We start from the raw sequence: 20605 nt of genomic DNA, 5'->3' as shown, positions 1-20605 counted from the left end.
TACTGTAAAATTGTATTTCGAAACGTATCGAAGAGAGAGCAATCCCGGATCGTCACGGAAGTACGAGACTAAGACTTCGCTGTCCCATGCTGGAATCTTTGTATTTCAACGAAGAAAGGATATCAAATGGGCAGCATTAGTCGACACGGTACTCGTCGACAGCGTCCTCGTCGATATCGATTCCTAGACCGGGTTCGTCGGGGACGTCGAGCGATCCGCCGGTCGGATCGAACGGCTCCGTCAAAATCTTGTGTCGAAGCGGATTCTCGCTCCGATCGAATTCGAAGAGAACGGGTTGGCCTGCCCGGCCGGATGGTTCCGGATACGAAGGTACCGTCGACGCGAACTGGAGGGCAGCTGCGAGGCCGACCCCGCTATTCCAGACGTGTGGACGAACCTGGACGTTTTCGGTTGTAGCAACCTGTGCGATGTAGCGTGCTTCGGCTAACCCGCCACAGCGTCCGAGGTTCGGCTGAATTATATCGACCGTCCCGTCGGTCACGAGGTCGGTGAACTCAAACCGTCCGAAGTGTGCTTCGCCGGCCGCGAGTGGAACGTCGACACGAGTTCGGATACGCTCGTATCCCTCACGGTTCTCCGGCGGAACGGGCTCTTCTACCCAAGTGAGATCGTACTGCTCGATAGCATGGATCGACTCGATCGCCTGACTCGGTGTATAATTGCCGTTGTAATCCACCATCAGGTGTGCGTCGTCGCCGAGTATCTCACGCGCAGTCTCGACGCGGTGAACGTCATCGTCGACAGAACGGCCTATCTTAATCTTCGCCGCGGTAAATCCCTCTTCGGCCGCCGCAGACATCGGTTCGGCCGGATCCTCTCCCCATTCTGTTATGTACATCGTCGATGCGTACGGGGTCACCTGCTCGCGGTTCTGGCCGCCCAGTAGTCTTCGGACCGGTTCTCCGAGCTGTTTCCCACGGAGGTCCCACATCGCTACCTCCACGCCAGTCAGAGCAGCTTGGACGACCCCTTCTCTACCGAAGTGATAGCCGACGATGTCACCAGTATAGACATCATCGGCGAGAGTGTCGGCGTTCATCGGATCGGTACCGACGACGGCATCGCGGAACACTTCCTCAACGAGCGTCGCTACCGTCCGTGGAGGCGCGAACGCTTCTCCCCAACCGACGGTTCCGTCGGTGGTCGTGAGCTTGACCAGCGTCGCAGTTCGGGTTGTCGTTACGCCACGCGTTCCGCCGAATCCACGACCGTCCTCAAGTGAGTGTTTGAGCGGAATAGCTTCGATGGTTGAGATCCGCATATACTGTGTTCAATAAACTATTGCAAATAGCTTCTTGTTATGCTGCTCGAGATCCTACTCTAGTTAGCGACGACCGCGCACGAACTGACCTGATTGTTTAAGTGTTCTTGTCTTCATCCTGTTGTTGTGATCACTTCGACGTGGTCTGACTGGTTCGTCCGAGAAGAGATCGAGGGCGCAGATCCCTCGGGAATGTCTGTCTGGTTCCTCGGCTGCAACGGGTTCGTTGTCCGCACAGCCGAGACGACGCTGTATGTCGATCCCTATTTCGGGACTGGAGAGCATCGTCGCTACGCTATACGGATGTGTCCGGTTCCGATGGATCCAACCGATGCGACGAAATGTGATGCCGTCCTGGCCACCCACGAACACACTGACCACCTCCATCCGCCTTCGTTCGAGCCGTTGTTGGACACGGGCGCGAACCTCTATGGTCCTCCAGCAGCGCTTGATACTCTCTCCGAAGAGTCGGAAGGTCCTCCCCAGACGCAGTACCGACGTGTGGTTCCCGATGATAAATTGACTATCGGTGACATTTCTGTGTACGTTCGTGGTGCTACCGATCCCGATTCCCACCAGCCGGTGTCGTACGTGTTTGAACACAAAGATGAGGTATTCTTTCATGGAGGGGACAGTCGACCGACTCACACGTTCGACGACATCGGCCGAGAGTTCGACATCGATCTTGGGGCTCTCGCGTTCGGCTCCATCGGGCACGTTTATCACGCGAAAACGGACTCCTCGAAACCGGAGAACTGGTATATGGACGAGAATGCCATCATTAAAGCCGCCAACCAGTTGCGACTCACTAGGCTGTTTCCGACCCACTGGAACATGTGGAAGGGGTTGGAAGCAGATCCCAGTGGCTTAACCCGTCATGCGACGACATTCTCGTATCCGAAGGTTGTCGAAATCGGGTCAGTCGGCGATCGCTACAACGTCGACAAACCGGGGAAGGTACCGCCGATGTTCGCTAAAACCAGTGACAGTTGATCCAGAATCACCTTGCTGAAACCAAGCGGTAGGGATTCTTCAAACTCCAGACCGTCCACATCTAGCCCCATGAGGTCTGAATCCCCAGTTGTTTAACCAACATTCGAACATTCCGGTGCGTATACCGTTGATTATCCAAACCTAATTAATTCGTGGTGCTGGCCAGTGAGCAACCCCGGGTTCTATCGGGCGCCGAGAGATGCACGAATACACCAGAGTACGAGTTCGGAACTATCCTCGTGATCCACGTCGTCCAGCCCGACAAGTGTTCAGCGGCCTTGTTAACTTAAGCATCTGTTCCAACAGACGGCGAAGGCTCGGAGCCATAATTCTGCCGCCGTCGGCTCCGCATTTTTAAACGTATTTGAAAACGGAGATATTCTGCGTTTTACTTCTCTGAAGACACGTTCGACAGCATTCCGATTTCCATGACGCGTGATTTGAAATCGGAGCGAGGTTCGTGAGAGCGCAGCTGTGAGGTGTCCGGCAGCATCGACAAGAAAGAGCGCATGGCCAACGTGGTGTTTCTCTTTAAGATCGCGGAGAAAAACCAGCGTGAATTGTTGATTTTTGACAGGAAAAACGTCAACATAGAGAAATTCGTTCGTTCGAGGATCAACAGCAGCGTACAGCCAGAATCGGTCTGAATCGACCTGAATCGCCGTCTCATCGACCGCAACGCGATTCGGGGTCACACCGTCGTCTGGCTGTAGATCGGCTTTTTGAATCCAGTTGTGAATTGCTGTTCGGCTTCGTTGGACTCCCAATCTTTCAATATACTGTCTTGTATTCGAAAGTTATAATTCAGCAAGATGGAGTTGAATACCAGTTTTAACGATCTCGTGGGGCGTCCGTTCTCGCTCGATAAATCCTAAGTCAATCCAGTTGCTAAGACCGCCGAGGCGTTCGATTTCGGGCATAGGAACGTAAAACCCGAACGCCTCATTCTCTAAGTTAACATCGCCGTGTTCAGCCTGACTGAATATTAATTAGGATCACGAATCGAACTGCCGACGGTTCCGGGAGAGGAACTCGCGGAAAAGTCGGCGGCGTCGACCGCTGTCGCGTCGAGATTATCTTACTGTTACAGCTGTAGTAATGTAATTGTTGTGTCCAGAACACGCGACGGTCCGTGGCAGGTTGGGCCTCTACTAGGCCCTCAAATTCGAATATTAACTTTTCATTCGGGTTTCTATATTAAATATTATATTGTGGCCAAGATTAGTATAAAAATATTAAAATATTTGCGGACTTGGGAATATTTCGATCTGGCGGTAAAGCGGTCGTATTCCTGAGGGGGAGTTGGTGTTCAACCTTGCTGAACGGATGTGGCAGAGGCCGTCGAGATTCGTGCATCAGGCCGTCGAACCAGCCATTATATTCCGAGCGGTCAGTCTCGCGTCGACAGCACGTCACGGTCCCAATTGTTGATCTGGCTATCGACCGTGCGTCAACTTCACCTCGATCATGTTCGTGGTGTTGATCACCCGTCGTGCGATCTCGTCGACGAGGTTGCCGTCCACGTATCCATTTGGGCCGCTGATACTCACTCCGCCGACAGGCCTGTCTTTGCGCGTGATCGCTGCGCCGATACAGGAGATGTCCGCGGCCCACTCTTCGGAGTCGATTGCGTAGCCCCGCTCACGAATGCGATCCAGTTCGTCGAACAGCGCGCTCTCGTCAGTGATCGTGTTCTCGGTGTACTGCGGGAGCCCGTGATGGTCGACGATTGATTCGACGGTGTCTCTGGACATTTCGGCCAGCACCGCTTTGCCGATAGCCGTGGCGTGAATGTTCATCTCCTTACCAAGCAGATTTCGGTACTCCCCGGTGTGATCCATCACGGTGGGGGTGTCCGCGTTGAATTCGGTCGAGATAGACTGTGCGGAGGACTCGGTGGCGTCGTCGGCGCGCTCCTTGACGTACGCTAGCCTGACGCTGTCGCCCTCGAGGACACCGAGTTTTGCGACTCCTCGGACGTTCGTGATCAGTTCGTCGACCTCGCCGCGACCCTTAACGTACACCTCGATCCCATTTCTGACCTTCTCACCCCACTCGAACAGCTGTAGCGACGGGTAATACTGGCCGTCGCGCTTGACAACGTAGCCGGTCGCGAGCAGCGACTGCAGGTGGAGGTGGGTCGTACTCTTGGCCAGCGATGTCTCGTCAGCGATCTCGGTTACTCCGCCACCCTCTTTCTCGATGACTTGTTCGAGGACCTGGAACAGTTTTTGTGAACTTTCGATGACCGGGGCGTCGTCCGTCTCCATGTCCGGACGTGGGGGAGGGCAGAACATAAGTGCCGGGGCCCCGACCGGGCGGACCGGCCGACGGGTGCTCCGGCTGTCCGGCTAGGAAATCGCGACGCTCAGATGAGAAGCGGGAATTCGGTCACCCGTAGATTTGTCGCTCCGTAGGGCACCAGCGTGAGTTCCGTCAAGGTTCCTTCGGTTCGCGTCGGACTGTGTGGAATCTCGCCCGCCCAGTTGTCCTCAAGGCACCACTCGGGGACGAGACCTCCCTCAACCGTGAGTTCGACGGGGGGGTCAGCGGGGGAAAACGGGATGTCGTCGATAGCTCCCATCTCGACCGTGACCGATCTCTCCAGGTCCTCTGTGTCGATAGCCAGTCCGTAGTTCCAGGGCTCCGCGGGGTGGTACTCCCAGTCGGCTGCCGGCGGGGTCCCCTCGATCACCTGCGCGTCCGCCTCGACAGGATACGAGTAGACGAGGGGACCCCGCAACACGACGACGCTCCCGTGGTGGCGGCGTTCGGTCGTGACCGCCGGTGACATCGAGAGGACCACCTCGTCACCAGGCTCCCACTCGCGGTCGACGACGTGGTACTCCCCGGATGTCGTCTCGTGAGCGTCCTCGCCGGGGGGACTGACGTGTGCGCTGTCGGCCCACGATGGTATCCGAAGGTGGAGCGGGAACGAGACCGGTTCGTCGGCCTCGACACGAAAGGTGATCGCGTCCTCGAAAGGGTAGTCTGTCTCCTCGACGACCGTAACATCCGTATTGTCGTCCAGTTCTACTGTTACTTCGCTGGGACCGTACGCGGTGGCTGCCAGGCCGTCGTCGACCGAGCGCATCCACATGCTGGCGACGAACTTTGGCCAGCCTTGGTGGAAGTTGGCGTGACAGCACCCGAAGTTGGGCCCCTGTCCGAAGATGTTGGCGTCCGGACCGTTCGTCCAAGAGCGTTCCGCGACGTTACACAGGACCTGGTTGGCCTGCTGGTCGTACTGGTGAGCCCACATGTCGGGGGTGAATGTCGCCGGGAGTGCGTTGTACGTAATCCGTTCGAGCCGATCGCCGAGAACGGCGTCACCCAGCGTCGAGACGAGATACTCCAGGGAGTACATGTACTCCACGACAGCGCACAGTTCGGTTCCCTGGGAGGGGTTCTTGCCGGAGAGGTGCTCGTCACCGGTGAACAGACCAGTCACCTGTCCGTGGAAGCGATCGAGGTTCCGGATCCCGTCGTAGACAGCCTGACTGGAGGCACTATCCCCGCGCTGGCGATAGTGAACCGCGGGGGCCTTTATTCCCATCGCGTTGTTGACGACGTGAGTACTCATCTTGGGGTCGTCTAGCTGTTTGCCGTCGAATGTGAAATCGGAGAAGTGGTCGATCCAGTCGAATCCCCTCCCGATCAGGAGGTCGACGACGTCAAGCACCCAGTCCTCGCCAGTCTCCTCGTAAAGCCAGTGGAGTTCGAGTGCGAGGTCCATCCACCGCATCTCGGCCCAGTCGTTGATCTCCCAGTCGTCGGGGTGTTCGAGCAGGTATTCGGCGAACGAGACGATCGCATCGAACACCCGCTCGTCGCCCGTCGCCTCGTAGTGCTGTCGTAGGACCTTGCAGATGACGTACCGCGACCAGGGGTCGTCGGGGTCGGCTCGTGCCCACACCTGCTCGGGCGTGAACCAGCCGTCCTCGTCCTGTGCGTCGAGAAAGCCGTCGACCCACCGCTGGGCCTTCGCGAGGAGGTCGTCATCGTCGAGCAGGTGCGCGAGCGGGACGAGTCCGTCGGCGTAGTAGGGCCCTCGCTCCCATCCGTCGTACTCCCCCCCTAGCCACGCGTTGTCGGCGAGGTCTTCCCACCGCTCGTCGATGTGTCCGCTCAGCCCGTCGGCTTGGATCGCCAGTTGCCGCCGGAGCCAGCCGCGGGGTTCGACCGCTCCCAGCGGGAGTCGTTCAAATGACCGAGGTTCTAGTCGCTGGCTTTCGCGAAGCATATGACCCTGTTTGCTACCTACTGGTACAAATTCTTTCCCGTCACTTGGATGAGGTGTCTATCCGACCTCTCGTCTCTGTGGAGAACTGTCTTCGGTGATTTCCCGCCGTTTGGGGACATCTCAGACGGCAACAGACCTGTCCGGTACACAGACCGACTGGCCGATCCCCAGAAATAAATCATCAGGGTGAGACCGATTAGCAGTCATGGCGGGCAAAAAGACGCCGAACCCGGAGCACGTGACGGTCGACGACGAGTTCTGGTCGCCGCGCGTGCGGAGGACGGACACCGCGACGGTCGATACAGTCTACAGACAGCTCGTCGAATCGGGACGCCTCGAGAATCTTCGGCGTGCGGCCAAGGGAATCTCCGGCGACGAGCAGGTCGCGCTCGAAAACCGGATGTACCGGGACGAATCGGACGTGTACAAATGGCTGGAAGCTGCGAGTTACGCGCTGTCGCGGCGTTCTGATCCCGACCTCGAATCCAGAGTTAACTACGTGATCTCCTTGCTGGAAGGTGCTCAGCGCGACGACGGGTACCTCAACTCCTACTTCTCGCTACACGCTCCAGAAGACAGGTGGACGAGGCTCACGTATATGCACGAACTCTACAGCGCGGGCCATCTCTTTGAGGCCGCGGTCGCTCACCACGAAGCAACCGGGGAATCTCGGTTACTGGACGTGGCGACGGAGTTCGCGGACCACGTCGTCGACATTTTCGCAGAGGGTGGCGGCGCGCCCGGCCACCAAGAAGTTGAACTCGCTCTGGTCAGGCTCTACCGGTGTACCGGCCAGCAGCGATACCTCGACCTCGCGCGAACGTTCCTCGACGAGCGAGGACGCGAGGACTCCCGGTTCGCACGTGAGATGGTAAACCCGGACGCGAGGCTGTGTACGGACGAGATCTACGAGGAGTACCGGGATCTCCTCTTCGACGAGGACGGGACCTACGACGGCAAGTACATCCAGGACCACCTGCCGGTCCGGGAACAGTCCACGGCGGTCGGCCACGCGGTGCGGGCGACGTACATGTACGCCGCGATGGCCGACGTGGCGACGGAGACCGGAGACGACGACCTGGCGGCGACGGTCGAGCGGATCTGGTCGAACACGGTGAGACGGCGGATGTACGTGACCGGTGGCCTCGGGAGCAGCCACGAGAACGAGGGGTTCACTTCGGACTACGACCTCCCCAACGACACAGCCTACGCCGAGACGTGTGCCGCCGTCGGGAGCGTCATGTGGAACCACAGGATGTTGCAGTTGACGGGTGAGGGGAAGTACGGTGACCTCATGGAACGAACGCTGTATAATGCCTTGCTCGCCGGTATCTCCCTGGACGGGACACGGTTTTTCTACGCCAATCCGCTGGAGAGCGACGGCGAGAAGCACCCGCTCGAACACGTCTCCAAGGTCAGATTCCCCCTCCAACGCGGGGAGTGGTACGACACGCCCTGCTGTCCGCCCAACGTTGCGCGACTTCTCGCCTCGCTGGGCGAGTATCTCTATTTGGTCGACGGGGATGAACTCTCGGTCGAACTCTACGCGGGAAGTTCGGTCCGGACTACGGTCGCGGGGTCGACAGTTACGGTCGAACAGACGACCGATTACCCCTGGGACAGAACCGTTGAGATCAGCGTACACACCGACACCCCGGTAGAGATGACACTCCGTCCGCGGATCCCGGCGTGGTGTTCGGATCCGACGATTGCTGTCGAGGGCGAGACGGTCACACCAGATGTGGAACGGGGACACGTCGAACTCCGGCGCACGTGGAGGGACGGCGACAAGCTGACTCTGGACCTCCCGATGCCGGTGAGACAGGTCGAAGCCCACCCAGAGATGACGGCGGCAGCCGGCAGAGTCGTTCTCCAGCGCGGGCCGGTCGTCTACTGTCTCGAAGGCGTCGACAACGACCACTCTCTGGAAAACGTCTGTCTCCGGGCGGACGCAAGGTTTTCGACAGAATACAACCCGGACCTCCTAGGCGGGACCGTCGTGGTCCGCGGTGAGGCGACGCTGACGGCGACGGCCGACGACGAGAGTCTCTACCGCTCCCGGACTTCACCCGCAAACGAGACGGTTACCGTTACAGCCGTCCCGTACTACGCTTGGGCCAACAGAGACGAGACCGAGATGCGGGTGTGGATGCGAGCCTGCGACTGCACGCACTGACACGTCGCCGCGATCAGGCACTCGAACAGATCGGTTTCATTTCCGCGATAAAAATTATTATATACTCTCGAATTCATGATAGTGTCATGCCAAGACAACAAGATGCGAGTCTTAGTGAGTTGAGCAGGCGCAAGTACTTGCTTCTGACCAGCGGAGCGCTCGCTGCGACGGCAGGGTGTTCCCAGCAGTCAGATAACGATGGCGACGGGACCAGCAACGACGGCTCCGGAGACGGCTCCAGCGGAAGCACACAGATAGCCTACTACGACCGATACGAGTGGTGTGGGGACTACGCCACTGAATACAGTGCCGAGAGCGAGGACTACAGCGTCGAGACGCAGGTGAACCCGACGACTTCGGGGGGGGCCTATCAGTCTGCCATCTCGCAAATAAGTGCGGGTGACGCGCCCGAGGTGATCGGGCTCGACGTCGTCCAGATCGCGAACTTCGCCCAGCTCGGTGCGCTCCGGGACATCGGGTCGTTCACGTCGGACCTGGAGTACCGAGACGACGTGTTCGAACCGCTCCGGGAGGATTTCGTTTCCTACAACGACACGACCTACGCGATGCCGTTCTGGATCGACCTCTCGGTGTACTACTACAACAAGGCACACTTCGAGGAGGCGGGACTGGATCCCGAGAATCCGCCGGCGACGTGGGACGATTTCCTCGCTGCCAACGAGCAACTCAGCACTTCCGACAGAGTGGGCACCGCGAGTTCCTTCGGCGGGTTCTTCTTCCTGCCGACCGCGTGGTCGAACGGCGCGAATCTGTTCAGCGAAGACGGTTCCGAGTGTGTCATCAACTCCGACGCTGGTGTCGAGACCCTAGAGTTCTGGGCCGAACTTAACCAGAGCGGAAACTCGACGGATCTCGTGTCGACCGAGTGGCAAGCCGCACACGACATGTTCATCTCGGGCGACGCGTCGATAGTCACTAGTGGTGGATACGCGCTTGGGTACGCCAGGGACAACAAACCCGACATGATCGAGAACGGCAATTTGGGTGTCGGACTGCTGCCGGCTCCGGATTCGAACGCCGAACGCACGTCGTTCCTCGGTGGAAACTCCATCGTTATCACCAAACAGGCCGAGGGCGAGGCACTCGAAGCAGCCCGGGATTTCGTCGAGTGGACCAACACTGACCCCGGGATGCAGGTCACGCTCGACAACGGGTACTTCCCGGCCCGGTCGTCCGGGTTCGACCTCGAGACGGCCCAGGAAAACGAGGACATCTTCAGTTCATTCGAGACAGCCCTCGAACAGGGGACGGCCCCGCCGATCAACCCGAACTACCGCGCCGTCTCCTCGGCACTGTACTCGGGGATGGCACCGGCACTCAACGGCGAAGAGTCCGCACAGTCGGTCCTCGACGACGTCGTCGACCGGATCAACAATAATGTCCTCTAACTCGAGATTGAGAACAGTGCCATCGACCGCACCGGTTTCGGCGTGCCCACGAGGACTGGTTCCAGCATGATAGCAACAATACGAGAGAGAGTACTCGACGTGTTGACCGATTCGGGACGGATTAGCCTCAAGCTGTACCTGTACGTCGTCCCCGCACTATTGCTGTACGCTGTCTTCATGCTCTACCCACTGGCTGAACTATTCTTGCTCAGTTTCCAGAATTTCTCTTTGGGCGGGTCCAACGAGTGGGTTGGACTGGCCAATTACCAGAACGTGCTGTCGGACCCGGTGTTCTGGCAGGCGGCACAGAACACTCTCGTCTACGGCGTCGTCGGGATCACGGTCCCGGTCGTCCTCGGCCTAATCATCGCCGCCATGCTCAACGTCGACGTGCCGGGTTCGACGACGGTGCGGTCTATCATCTTCACACCGCAAATAGTCCCCATCGTCGTCGCAGGAATCCTCTTTGTCTGGATATTCAACAACAACGGTATCCTGAACTCGGTCCTCGTCGGGACCGGCGTGGTCGATTCTAGGATCCGGTGGCTGAGTTCGCCCGTTCTCGCGCTCCCAGTCGTGTTACTGATGGTTATCTGGAAGCGCACCGGTTACTACATGGTCATCGTCCTGGCGGGTCTCCAGTCTATCCCCGACGAGGTCTACGACGCAGCAAAAGTACAGGGCAAGTCTCGCTGGCAGACGTTTCGGCACGTAACCGTCCCCATGGCCCGGTCAGCGCTCGTGATCGTTGTCGTCTTGGGGATCATCAACGCCGTGAAGTCCTTCGCTTCGGTGTTCGTCATGACCGAGGGGGGCCCCGGACACGCGACCGAAATACTCGGGACGTACTTCTACAAGCAGACCTTCGCTTTCTTCAACTACGGCGAGGGGGCCGCGATCGGGTTCATCCAGTTCCTGATCGTCCTCGTGCTAACGACTGCGTTCTTCTACGTCGAGGGTGAGTTTAATGTCAATTAGAGAATACTTCTCGGGCCGCGACCCGGCCACAGACGAGGACCCATCCGACCTCACGACGACCGAACGCGGACTGTTGTACGCCGCACTCGGACTGGTGACGCTGCTCGTCGTCTTCCCGTTCTACTGGATGGTCTCGACCTCTCTGAAGACCGGAGAGGCGGTGACACAGTTCCCGCCGACGCTGATCCCGGACAGTCCATCGCTGGTTCCCTACTTGGACGCGCTCGCAAACGGGATGTGGGTCGGCTGGTTCGTCAACACGATCATCGTCTCTGCCGGTGCGACGGTACTCGTCGTGGTCGTCTCGACGCCCGCGGCTTACGCGCTGTCCCGTCGCGAAATCCCCGGCGCACGGTTGTTTCTGATGCTGTTCCTGAGCACGTTGATGGTCCCGACCCAAGCGCTCGTGTTACCGCTTTTCGTTCTATTCTCGGACCTCGGGATCGTCAACACGCACGTCGGCCTGATCCTCTGTTACGCGATGCTGTTCACCGGGTTCGCCATCTTCCTGTTGTACGGATTCTTCAACTCACTCCCGAACAATCTCGAAGAGGCCGCTCGCGTGGGCGGTATCCCGGAGTGGAAAGTGTTCTTGCGCGTCATTCTCCCGCTGACGAAACCGGGGATCGCGACTGCCGCGATCTTCGTGTTCGTCTTCTCGTGGAACGAGTTCCTGTTCGCACTCGTGTTCATGCAGGACACCCCGATGTACACGATCAGCGTGGGACTGGCGACGTTCTTCGGGAATCGCGGAAGCGTCGTGTTGAATCAGTTGATGGCGGTCAGCATCCTAGCAGTCATTCCTGTTCTCCTGCTGTTCGCGGTCTCTCAGGAACGATTCATCAAAGGTATATCGGGCGGATTCGAGGACTAATACAATGAAAGTAGAACTCACGGACCTCACGAAGAAGTTTGACGACTTGGTCGCCGTCAACGGCGTCTCGTTGACGGTGAAAGACGGGGAGTTCCTCACGCTGGTCGGACCGAGTGGCTGTGGCAAGAGTACGATCCTCCGCTGTGTCACCGGCCTCGAAGTCCCGACCAGCGGGAGGATACTCTTCGATGGGAAGGACGTGACCGACCAGCAGCCCCAGGAACGCGGGATCGCGATGGTCTTCCAGAACTACGCGCTGTACCCGCACATGACCGCCCGGCGCAACATGTCCTTCGCGCTGGAAGACGAAAGTCTCTCCAAAGCCGAGATCGAGTCACGGATCTCCGAGACTGCGGAGATGCTTGGTATCGGCGACCACCTAGACCAGATCCCCGAAGAACTCAGCGGCGGCCAGAAACAGCGAGTCGCCCTCGGTCGGAGTCTTGTTCGGAACCCGGACATCATCCTCATGGATGAACCGCTCTCGAATCTCGACGCCAAACTCCGGATCGAGTTGCGGGCTGAACTTCAGAAGATCCACCAAGAACTAGAGACGACCACGGTCTACGTCACTCACGACCAGGAGGAGGCGATGACGATGAGCGACCGAATCGTCGTCTTGAACGACGGCGAGATTCAGCAGGTGAGTTCGCCGGAGGCGGCGTACAATCGACCGGAAAATCGCTTCGTCGCAGATTTCATCGGCAGCCCCGGAATGAACTTCATGCGCTGTCGCCTGCAAGGAGGGACGATACGTGCAGGACCGTTTAGCTTTGATCTCCCCGACGCCGCCGAAGGGAAACCCACGGAGATCGGCATTCGTCCCGAGGATATCTCTCTCGCGGAACGGGAGGGCGGTGATGGGACCGTCGGCGAAGTGAACGTCTTCGAACACATCGGGCCGTACAACATCGTCTACCTCGATGTCGAAGACATCGGCGAGATCGTTGCCCAAATCCCGGCCAGCCAGTACTTCGATATCGGTCAGTCCGTGTCGATATCGGTCCGCAACGACCGCATTCACCTGTTCAACGAGACTGGTCGCACGATCTACAATCCCCCACTCCCGAGCGACGCCGACGTGGAGACGACGGCGACCAGTCGGTGATCAGCCGCTCAGGATCGTGGAGCCGAACCGTCCGGGTAACCTCTCCGACACCGTCGATTCTTGGACCGATAGAAACTCGACCGACAAGCATTGCCCGAGTCCGGATCGACTTGACGGGATGATTACAGCCGGTCGTCACCCGAGCGACGCCAGTATCTCGCGGAGGACTTCGAGCCCCTCGGCCGTGTGGCCGGGGTCACGGGACAGGCTCAACCGGAAGCGTGACCGGTCACCAAAGAACCGCCCCGGTGCGACTCGCACTCCCGCCTCGAGAGCTGACTCTGCGACTGCGTCGCCGTCGTGGTCACCGTACTGGAGAAACGCCATCGAGTGTCCGGGGTCGACGACCCCAGCCAAGTGTTCGGTCCCGTCAACGAACTTGCCCAGCAGGGCGGCGTTCTCGCGTAGCAGATCACGTGACCGGTCGGCGAGTGTCCCGGCGTTGTCGAGGGCGACTCGTCCGAAGTGACGACTCGTCCGGGATACGTCGAGCAGGTGATGTTGCAGCCCCGAAAGGCGATCAACGAGTTCGGGGCCTCCGACGAGCCACCCGAGACGCAGCGAGTCGAGCCCGAAGAACTTCGTGAGCGAGTTAGTCACCACGGTTGAGGGGACGCCTGCAGCAGTGGGCCCCCCGAAGGCCGTCCCGGGGCCTGTCACTGGCGGATCGACGAACGGCGCGTAAACCTCGTCAACGAGGAGCAGTCCTCCGGCACGCGAAACGGTGGCGCCGAGTGATTCGAGCCTCTCCCGCGAGAGTAGCCGGCCCGACGGATTGTGCCGGTTCGTCAGCGACACCAGGCAGACGGTCTCGCCAAGGGCCTCCCGGAGCGCGTTCTGTGTGACTCCGTAGCCGGTCTCGGGGGTCCGTTCGACGTATGTCAGATTCGCTCGGAACGTCCAAGGAGTCGCCGAGAGTGGTTCGTATCCGGGTGTTTCGGTGACTACCCTCGGCGTCGACGCCCCGGCTCGGCTGACCGCGTCGGCCGTGAGCAACGTGTTCGCGGCGGTGGCACCCGGTGTGACGAGGACGTTCTCCGGCGAGACCTCGGGCCCGTAGCGAGCGGCCACGAATGACTCGAAGCTCCTGTCGGAGTCCGGGGGCGGGAGATCGGCGAGTACCTCGGGGATGCCGTCCGTTACGTCGCTAGCGAGGTCGCTGGCCGCGAAGTCGTACCGAACAGAATCCGGCCGGTCTATGGCCCACTCGATATAGTCGATCCCACCGTGTGACTGACTGGGTCGCATATTTGCCAGCCGGACAGTCGGCCCGGCCAGTATTCAGTCTACCGCCCGCAGCCGAGTGCCTTCGGCCCGTCGTGACGGGACCGCATCACCCCGCGCTTCCAGTTTTCTACCCCTTTCGCCCGGTCTGCTGTGAGTCAGTCCAGGAGTCCGTCGGATCGCTCGTCGAACTGCTGGGACATTAGATACCCGACCGTATCACTCGGTATCGGGTCGGTACTTTTCGGGGAGTTCCCGGGTCGCAGACCGGACGATGACGCGGTCTGTTTCCCACCGGTCCCGATACCAGGTCGTCCGTTCGAAGGGATCGTTCAACTCGGTCATCCGCTCGTCGACAAATGACGACAACCGCTCGTAGACGTCCCGGTGGTCCGGGTCGTCTACGAGGTTCGCGAGCTGGTAGGTGTCGTTGACGTTGTCGAAAAGCAACTCTTGCCCGTCGAGCCACCGGGCATACGTGTATCGTTCGTCGCGGGCTGCGCGCCACTCGTTGCCATCCTTCCACTGGTAGGTGTGCCCCATTCCCTGCATGAACGCGGCCTCGGGGGCCGGACCGTCTTCGCCCTGGGCGACGTGGCTCAGGTCTGTTCCTTCCATTAACTCCGGGACCGGGAGTCCGAACAGGCCGAGCAACGTCGGTGCGATGTCGGGCGTGTTCAACGGGGCAGTCCGGACACCCGGGTCGACAACGTCGGGGAGTCGAAGCAGGAACGGAACGCGGACTGCCTCCTCGTAGAAGACGTTCTTGGCAATCCGTCCGTGGGACCCGAACATTTCGCCGTGGTCGGAGGTGAACACGAATGCGGTTTCGTCGCGAACGCCCTGATCGTCGACCGTGTTCAGGAGACGCCCGATCTGCCAGTCGAGGCTTGCGGTCTGTGCGGCGTAGACCTGTCGGCGTCTGAGCCGGTCGGGCTTCCACTCGGTCCTGTACCACTCCTCGTCCCACTCGGGATGCCAGTAGCGGGCGTGTCCGTCCGCGAAGTTGGGCGGGTCCGGGAACTCCTCGTCGCGGAACAAGTGTGCGAACGTCTCGGGGCAGTTGTCCCAGGTCCAAGGGTCGTGTGGAGGGCCGTAACTGACGAAAAGCGCGAACGGTCGGTCATCGTTGCTCGCCCGCTCGAGGAACTCTATCGCGTGGTCTGTCATCGTGTGCGGCAGGTACCCGTCGACCTCCTGTTGGTTGGGTTCGTCCTCGTAGTAGTAGCCGTCGTAGTAGTCGTGGTTCATGTTGTAGGCCTTCCACTCGTCGTCGAACCCGAGACGGTAGGGGCCCGGCGGGACGAATTCCTGTGCGTCGTCGTCGATGTTTTCGGTCCCGTACATGTGCCACTTGCCGATGTACGCGGTGCGGTAGCCGTGTTCCGAGAGGACGTGCCCGATAGCGTCCGGGTCCGGCATCGTCCGGAGTTCGTTAATCACCATCCCGGTCGAACTCGCGTACTTCCCCGTGAACAGAGACGACCGGTACGGCGCACATATCGGGCTCCCGGAGACAGCGTTCCGGAAGTCCGCCGACTCGTCGGCGAGTCGGTCGATATTCGGCGTGTACGGTTCCGGGTCGTCCGCGTAGCCGTCGCTGTACCCACACGACTGGAGACGGAGCTGGTCAGCGAACGTAAAGATTAGGTTCGGTTTCTCGGGCATGTCACCGCCTCGTAGACCCAACAATTAACCTTTCGGGTTGGAGTCATCAGCGTTGTCCTCGCCTTTTGATTCAAATTGGTACCGCCACAACCTGTGACGACTTTCTCATTATTCTATTCTGGATGTTCTTCCATGGGTGTCGACTTCTTCCAGAGCTTATGTCGCTACATCACCAAGTTCACCACCTTCGATATGCGAGTACCGTTCGCGAATCATTTCCTCTGAGTTGTCGAGGTAACGGGCAGCCACAGTGTATCCGGATGCTCGGACGAGAACCTCACCCATTCCCCGACGACCACCGTGGGGGGCGAGATAGTCGTGTTTCGGGTGATCGATGTCGATCTCTGCCGCCCCCGAGAGTCGCTGGAGAATCGACCGGGCGCCGTCCGTCGTGATCGACGGCGGCTGAATATACTCGTCGAGCGCCAACAAGAGTCTCGGACGTATTCCTCGCGTCGTTCGTCAATTGAGTCCGGGCGTTCCCCTCGCTCGGCAAACTCATCCTGGACGAGCCCTGCGAGCGTCCGTTGGTCGAACGTCGGAAACACCGCCCAGCGGTCCGTTGGCGGGTCCATCAGCTGGCGGTAGCTTCGCAGCGGCGAGATCACCGGGTCGGGAAGACTCGCGGCGTCCCACTGCTGTTTCTTCCGGTAGACGTCCATACTCCCGTCATCAAGCGCGAGGTCCTCCCAGCGGACGCCGCGCCGACCCGGGTCGTTCGGGTCCCGGAGGAGTTCACCGACGCGGACAGCGGTGTACGCTAAGACGAACACCAGGGCCCGGTCACGAGCCGCCTTCAGCGCTTTGTAACGCGCTCGTTGTTTGTCCAGGGGGTCAGTATCCTCCGGGAGTGTCGTGTACGTCTCGATGGCGTCGCGGGCCTGTTCGTCGACGTGACGAGTGAGCGCGTCGCGCTGTTCGGACATCCAAGCCTGCTGGTCGCCGGGCTTGCGGCCGTCGTCCTCCGGCAGCGGCGCCATCGCACTCGCCCGATGCGCGTAGTGGGCCTCGAGGTAGCCCTCGTTGACACACCAGCCACACCACGCAGAGATATAACGGTAATAGGTTTTGACGGTGTTCTGCTTGAGTCCCCGATCTCCACCGAGATGCCGGGCATACTCCCGGAACACGCTTTCGTCGGGATCGTCGAAGGTCGGCTTACGGTCGACGTCGTCGGGAACGATGCCGGTCCAGTCGTCGCCGCGGTCGCCGGCGGCCCACTCGGCGAACCGCTCGAGCTCGCGGTCTGCGTTGCGTCGATAGTTCCCACCGTCCCCACCGCGGCCTTTCCCCTTGTCCTGGAGGTAGCGCTCGAGTCGTCGAGCGGCGTCGAAAGCGCGCGATCAGGCATCCATCGGCCCTCCACCATCCTTCGGCCCCGGTCTCGGTGCCTCTACCCCGGTGGAAGCGCCGTCATGAGGCGGTTGAAGCATTCGTGCTTCACCGACGGCGTCGGGATGCTTCAAAGTGGTCGTGATTACCAGTGTAATCAGGACCAAGCTGGTATTCGTCCAAAGTGCCGAATTTTGGTAGTAGAAGTGCTAATGGCCAAGAAAGCTGGTTGATAAATCATATATCGCTATACCAAAACTGAGCCGGCGGTCTCAATTGAGTCCACTGTTCAGAGGGAAAATTAGACTATTCTGAGGTTGTTGTTGGGGTATTGGAGAATAGTATTCTATTTTGGAATAGTAAGCTATTCTACCGATTCTGAAGAAGCGGACTCGCGGGCCTGTTCGAATCGTTCGGCCACCTCGTCCACGAGATCTTCTTCCACGACGGTTCGCAGGAGGGCATCAGTCATCTCCCGAACAACGATGTTCTGGTAGCCACGCTGGTTGAGCTCTCGTTCCAGTTCGTACTTCAGCCAGGAATCGAAGTCCTCAATCGTAGCCTCTCGAGCGTAGAAGGGCCGCTGTTTCGCGGCCTCGTAACTGAACGCTGAATCGGTCATCGGGTTCCGTCGTTCGACCGGATCCTGAGAGGGCGTCTCCTCGTCGCCCCCCGATTCAGACGTGTCATCCGTATCCTGTGGTTCGTCGTCCGGTTCATCTTCGAGTGTTTCCCCGAGGTCAGCGAACGGATCGTCGTCAGACATGGCGGACCACCTCCCCGGCCTCAACGATGTGGGCCAACTCGTCGAAACACTGCAACTGGTCACAATCGGGGTCGTAGTCCAGCAGCGGTTTGCGCTCGCCATAGGCCTTCGTAATACTGGTACGGTCACGGATGCCCGGTGAGGGGCTGAGATCGCCGGCGTCGACGGCCTCCCAGTCCGTAATCCGCGCGAAATTCGGGATGCGGTCTTGGAGGTTATCGTGTGAATTGAGGCGCTCAAGGAGTTGGCGATCCTGCGTCTGCTGGTCAATACGGCCGCTCAGCATATTTGGAACTAGCGCCAAGACGTCGACGTCCATATGCTGCCGGAGCGGTGAAATCTGTCGCTCGATGGTCCGTTCCAAGCCGGCTATCGCCTCGTTTCCGGGGGCGAGGGGAAGCACCAGATTCGCCGTTGCCACGAGAGCGTTGTCCGTGAGTCGGGATCGGTATGCCGGCGAATCTGTGACGATATAATCGTACGTGTCCCCGAGGAGTGGGTCAATAACTTTGCGTTTGAGCAGCGCAGAGGGTTGGAACACGTCGCCGACGACGATCTCCCGCTCAACCTGTTCTAAGTCCTCGCTGGATGGGAGAATATCGAACTCGTAGCTGGTATCGTAGACAACAGAAGTGGGGTCAGCATCGTCGAAGAAGACGTCGCCGATGGTTTCTTCGGTGTTGTGATACTGGTCGTCAAAACCCAGCCCGACGGACGCGTGGCCGTTCGGATCGAGATCGATGAGGAGCACATCATGGTCGTGTGCGGCCAGCTGTCGGGCAAGGTTGACAGCGATCGTCGATTTTCCGACGCCCCCCTTCAACATACAAACCGAAACAGCTCGAGAGTTCCCCTCGGCCTGTACCGGATCATACGGGCTATTCGGGCTATTCGTTCTATCTATGCTATTCTTGCTATCTGGGCCACTCATACTATTCAACAGTATCATCGCCTCTCAACTTAACTCTATGGCGAATAGTTTGAATAGTATACTATCTTTGTTGGTTAGACTATTCATAGATAGTATTATATTCCAAGATAGATTAGGTAGAAGAGTGGAACGTAGAATCAGGAAACGGGCTCTCACATCGACCGGATCTCATACTCGATAGCATCAGTTTACTGGAAGACCACTCAAACAGTACCTCGACACAACGAGGATCACGACCATCAGGAGGAGTGACCTCTCGCTACGGGGGTTCGGATTAATCATAGAGAAGCCTCGTCTACCTGTGGCTAAATATACTCAGCCATACATCTAGGTTGGTTTTTATTTTCCCTGGATTTTTGTAACCATCAGATGTGCGATATATTGACGACACGGCGGCGCAGGTCGTTCTTGCCATCGGGAGTAGTGACTCTGTTGCCCAACACCTCCACATGCCATACGAGACGATGCAACAGGCCGTGGACCGTCTCGAAGACTCAGGATACGTCAACTATGATGACGGGTTCTCAATATCGTCGACATGCGCGTAAGAGACACAGCTCGCGACCTCGTCGCTGCCAGCGCCGACGTCAGTCCTGCTTCGATCGAGGAGACCTGTCTTCCCACAGTTTGGTGACTGGCCGCTCGCGTTCACGTGGATCGAGACCGTCTACGCATGGACCCGAGCGGCTACCCGATTGGTCGGAATCCGGATAACTATCTGCTTTCCTCACTGACCGGGAGTAGGACGTCGCCTAGACAGCGTTTTTCAAGTCGTCCAGCCTCCCTACCGCATTCGATCGACAGCCACGGGACGAGCTGGATGGATCACTACAGGTCGTCCCCGAGCCACGCCCGTCACTCGACATCGAGCACGTCGAGAGGTACCCGGTGACCCCGAGAGCAGAGACAATCGGTATGTGTGCGAGAACTACGCCCAGTTCCAGTCAGCGCTGGCGGTACTTAGTCGGATGTGCGAAGATTTCGAGCCCTAGTGAGAACAGATTAGAAGTCTAGAGGAATTCCCTCACTATCCTCTGAGGAAAAGAGGAGATCGAATGCAGGATGCTTGTAGAGAATCTCACGGCACTCACGGCAGCTTGTGAATAAAGATTGATCAGCATCCCAAAAATCAGAACGCATTACGACAGCAGAATCACGTGATCCGTAGTGACCACCAGATACTGAAAAGTGGTTAAACTCAACGTCTCCACACTCCGGGCAGGGGTCATTCATATTTTCCCAGTCATCCCGCTTAATGCCTGTAATTATCTGTTCGGTACCATCTTGATCGATAACTCGTATCGAGAGTCTCATTAAATCTCGCCTCCGCCCATACTGGGGCATAATAAAATGACGTGTCAGTCGACCGTCGACAGCACACGGGGTTTAGACCAGAGTACCGCTCCAACTGAGAACGATCACCGTCGCGGGAAGGAATTCATCAGCAACCTAATCAGTAGGGTAGCTCTACGAGAGAGATCTCGAAGTTATTGAGTCGAGCCCCTCGATGCTGGCTGATTTCTCACCTGAGAAACGGGCCGAACATTTCCAGCGTCTAAATATGGCCGGCGTTTGGTTTGGGGGTAGCGCGGATTAGAGAGCTATAGTAGCCGTTAGAACT

The 20605-nt window shown here is 58.7% G+C and carries 14 protein-coding genes and 3 pseudogenes; 7 read left to right on the top strand and 10 right to left on the bottom strand.

Annotation, left to right across the window (positions count from 1 at the left end; all coding sequences use genetic code 11):
• Positions 1-136: 136 nt before the first annotated feature.
• A complete protein-coding gene (locus DJ69_RS02335) occupies positions 137-1282 on the bottom strand; it encodes a mandelate racemase/muconate lactonizing enzyme family protein (RefSeq protein WP_099254135.1) in 1146 nt (381 codons plus the stop codon).
• 126 nt (positions 1283-1408) lie between these two features.
• On the opposite strand from DJ69_RS02335, the gene DJ69_RS02330 reads away from it, so the two are divergent.
• Complete coding sequence (locus DJ69_RS02330; protein WP_099254134.1) at positions 1409-2275, top strand: MBL fold metallo-hydrolase; 867 nt, start codon at positions 1409-1411, stop codon at positions 2273-2275.
• Between the two features lie 281 nt (positions 2276-2556).
• On the opposite strand, the pseudogene DJ69_RS02325 reads toward DJ69_RS02330, so the two are convergent.
• From DJ69_RS02325 to DJ69_RS02315, 3 genes and pseudogenes are all read right to left on the bottom strand, one after another.
• Positions 2557-3195, bottom strand: a pseudogene (locus DJ69_RS02325) (IS6 family transposase).
• A gap of 516 nt (positions 3196-3711) precedes the next feature.
• A complete protein-coding gene (locus tag DJ69_RS02320) occupies positions 3712-4545 on the bottom strand; it encodes an IclR family transcriptional regulator (protein WP_180271696.1) in 834 nt (277 codons plus the stop codon).
• Between the two features lie 98 nt (positions 4546-4643).
• Positions 4644-6518 (bottom strand): beta-L-arabinofuranosidase domain-containing protein, encoded by a 1875-nt coding sequence (locus DJ69_RS02315; protein WP_099254132.1) that lies wholly within the window; start codon positions 6516-6518, stop codon positions 4644-4646.
• Positions 6519-6723: 205 nt separating this feature from the next.
• On the opposite strand from DJ69_RS02315, the gene DJ69_RS02310 reads away from it, so the two are divergent.
• From DJ69_RS02310 to DJ69_RS02290, 5 genes are all read left to right on the top strand, one after another.
• On the top strand, positions 6724-8694 hold the full coding sequence (locus DJ69_RS02310) for a glycoside hydrolase family 127 protein (protein WP_099254131.1): 1971 nt from the start codon (positions 6724-6726) through the stop codon (positions 8692-8694).
• Positions 8695-8780: 86 nt separating this feature from the next.
• A complete protein-coding gene (locus tag DJ69_RS02305; protein ID WP_099254130.1) occupies positions 8781-10103 on the top strand; it encodes an extracellular solute-binding protein in 1323 nt (440 codons plus the stop codon).
• A gap of 66 nt (positions 10104-10169) precedes the next feature.
• Positions 10170-11081 (top strand): carbohydrate ABC transporter permease, encoded by a 912-nt coding sequence (locus DJ69_RS02300; protein ID WP_099254129.1) that lies wholly within the window; start codon positions 10170-10172, stop codon positions 11079-11081.
• On the top strand, positions 11071-11955 hold the full coding sequence (locus tag DJ69_RS02295; RefSeq protein ID WP_099254128.1) for a carbohydrate ABC transporter permease: 885 nt from the start codon (positions 11071-11073) through the stop codon (positions 11953-11955). The genes DJ69_RS02300 and DJ69_RS02295 overlap by 11 nt, the downstream gene beginning before the upstream one ends.
• Positions 11956-11959: 4 nt before the next feature.
• On the top strand, positions 11960-13063 hold the full coding sequence (locus DJ69_RS02290) for an ABC transporter ATP-binding protein (protein WP_099254127.1): 1104 nt from the start codon (positions 11960-11962) through the stop codon (positions 13061-13063).
• Positions 13064-13198: 135 nt separating this feature from the next.
• Here DJ69_RS02290 and DJ69_RS02285 read toward each other — a convergent pair whose 3' ends face one another.
• The 5 genes and pseudogenes from DJ69_RS02285 to DJ69_RS02265 form a co-directional block, all read right to left on the bottom strand.
• Positions 13199-14311, bottom strand: coding sequence for a pyridoxal phosphate-dependent aminotransferase (locus DJ69_RS02285; RefSeq protein ID WP_099254126.1), 1113 nt, complete (start codon positions 14309-14311; stop codon positions 13199-13201).
• Between the two features lie 195 nt (positions 14312-14506).
• Entirely contained in the window at positions 14507-15955 is a 1449-nt protein-coding gene (locus DJ69_RS02280) for a sulfatase family protein (protein WP_099254125.1), read from the bottom strand.
• 156 nt (positions 15956-16111) lie between these two features.
• Positions 16112-17306, bottom strand: a pseudogene (locus DJ69_RS02275) (site-specific integrase).
• A 345-nt stretch (positions 17307-17651) separates the two neighbouring features.
• A complete protein-coding gene (locus DJ69_RS02270) occupies positions 17652-18053 on the bottom strand; it encodes a hypothetical protein (RefSeq protein ID WP_099254124.1) in 402 nt (133 codons plus the stop codon).
• Positions 18046-18984, bottom strand: coding sequence for a ParA family protein (locus DJ69_RS02265; RefSeq protein ID WP_099254155.1), 939 nt, complete (start codon positions 18982-18984; stop codon positions 18046-18048). Before DJ69_RS02265 ends, DJ69_RS02270 begins: the two co-directional genes overlap by 8 nt.
• A gap of 371 nt (positions 18985-19355) precedes the next feature.
• On the opposite strand from DJ69_RS02265, the pseudogene DJ69_RS19090 reads away from it, so the two are divergent.
• Positions 19356-19976: pseudogene (locus DJ69_RS19090) on the top strand (RNA polymerase subunit sigma-70).
• 10 nt (positions 19977-19986) lie between these two features.
• On the opposite strand, the gene DJ69_RS17725 reads toward DJ69_RS19090, so the two are convergent.
• Complete coding sequence (locus tag DJ69_RS17725) at positions 19987-20298, bottom strand: hypothetical protein (RefSeq protein ID WP_144050369.1); 312 nt, start codon at positions 20296-20298, stop codon at positions 19987-19989.
• Positions 20299-20605: the final 307 nt, after the last annotated feature.

It is taken from the genome of Halorubrum persicum, from assembly GCF_002727125.1.
Classification (GTDB): Archaea; Halobacteriota; Halobacteria; order Halobacteriales; family Haloferacaceae; genus Halorubrum; species Halorubrum persicum.
Note: the sequence above shows the minus strand (reverse complement) of the source record. Positions and strands in the feature narration are given on the sequence as shown.

Coding starts and splice junctions, on each gene's coding strand:
- DJ69_RS02295 (WP_099254128.1), top strand. CDS start 11,071: ATGTCAATTAGAGAATACTTCTCGGGCCGCGACCCGGCCACAGACGAG.
- DJ69_RS02335 (WP_099254135.1), bottom strand. CDS start 1,282: ATGCGGATCTCAACCATCGAAGCTATTCCGCTCAAACACTCACTTGAG.
- DJ69_RS02300 (WP_099254129.1), top strand. CDS start 10,170: ATGATAGCAACAATACGAGAGAGAGTACTCGACGTGTTGACCGATTCG.
- DJ69_RS02310 (WP_099254131.1), top strand. CDS start 6,724: ATGGCGGGCAAAAAGACGCCGAACCCGGAGCACGTGACGGTCGACGAC.
- DJ69_RS02270 (WP_099254124.1), bottom strand. CDS start 18,053: ATGTCTGACGACGATCCGTTCGCTGACCTCGGGGAAACACTCGAAGAT.
- DJ69_RS02315 (WP_099254132.1), bottom strand. CDS start 6,518: ATGCTTCGCGAAAGCCAGCGACTAGAACCTCGGTCATTTGAACGACTC.
- DJ69_RS02305 (WP_099254130.1), top strand. CDS start 8,781: ATGCCAAGACAACAAGATGCGAGTCTTAGTGAGTTGAGCAGGCGCAAG.
- DJ69_RS17725 (WP_144050369.1), bottom strand. CDS start 20,298: ATGAGACTCTCGATACGAGTTATCGATCAAGATGGTACCGAACAGATA.
- DJ69_RS02280 (WP_099254125.1), bottom strand. CDS start 15,955: ATGCCCGAGAAACCGAACCTAATCTTTACGTTCGCTGACCAGCTCCGT.
- DJ69_RS02320 (WP_180271696.1), bottom strand. CDS start 4,545: ATGGAGACGGACGACGCCCCGGTCATCGAAAGTTCACAAAAACTGTTC.
- DJ69_RS02285 (WP_099254126.1), bottom strand. CDS start 14,311: ATGCGACCCAGTCAGTCACACGGTGGGATCGACTATATCGAGTGGGCC.
- DJ69_RS02265 (WP_099254155.1), bottom strand. CDS start 18,984: ATGAGTGGCCCAGATAGCAAGAATAGCATAGATAGAACGAATAGCCCG.
- DJ69_RS02290 (WP_099254127.1), top strand. CDS start 11,960: ATGAAAGTAGAACTCACGGACCTCACGAAGAAGTTTGACGACTTGGTC.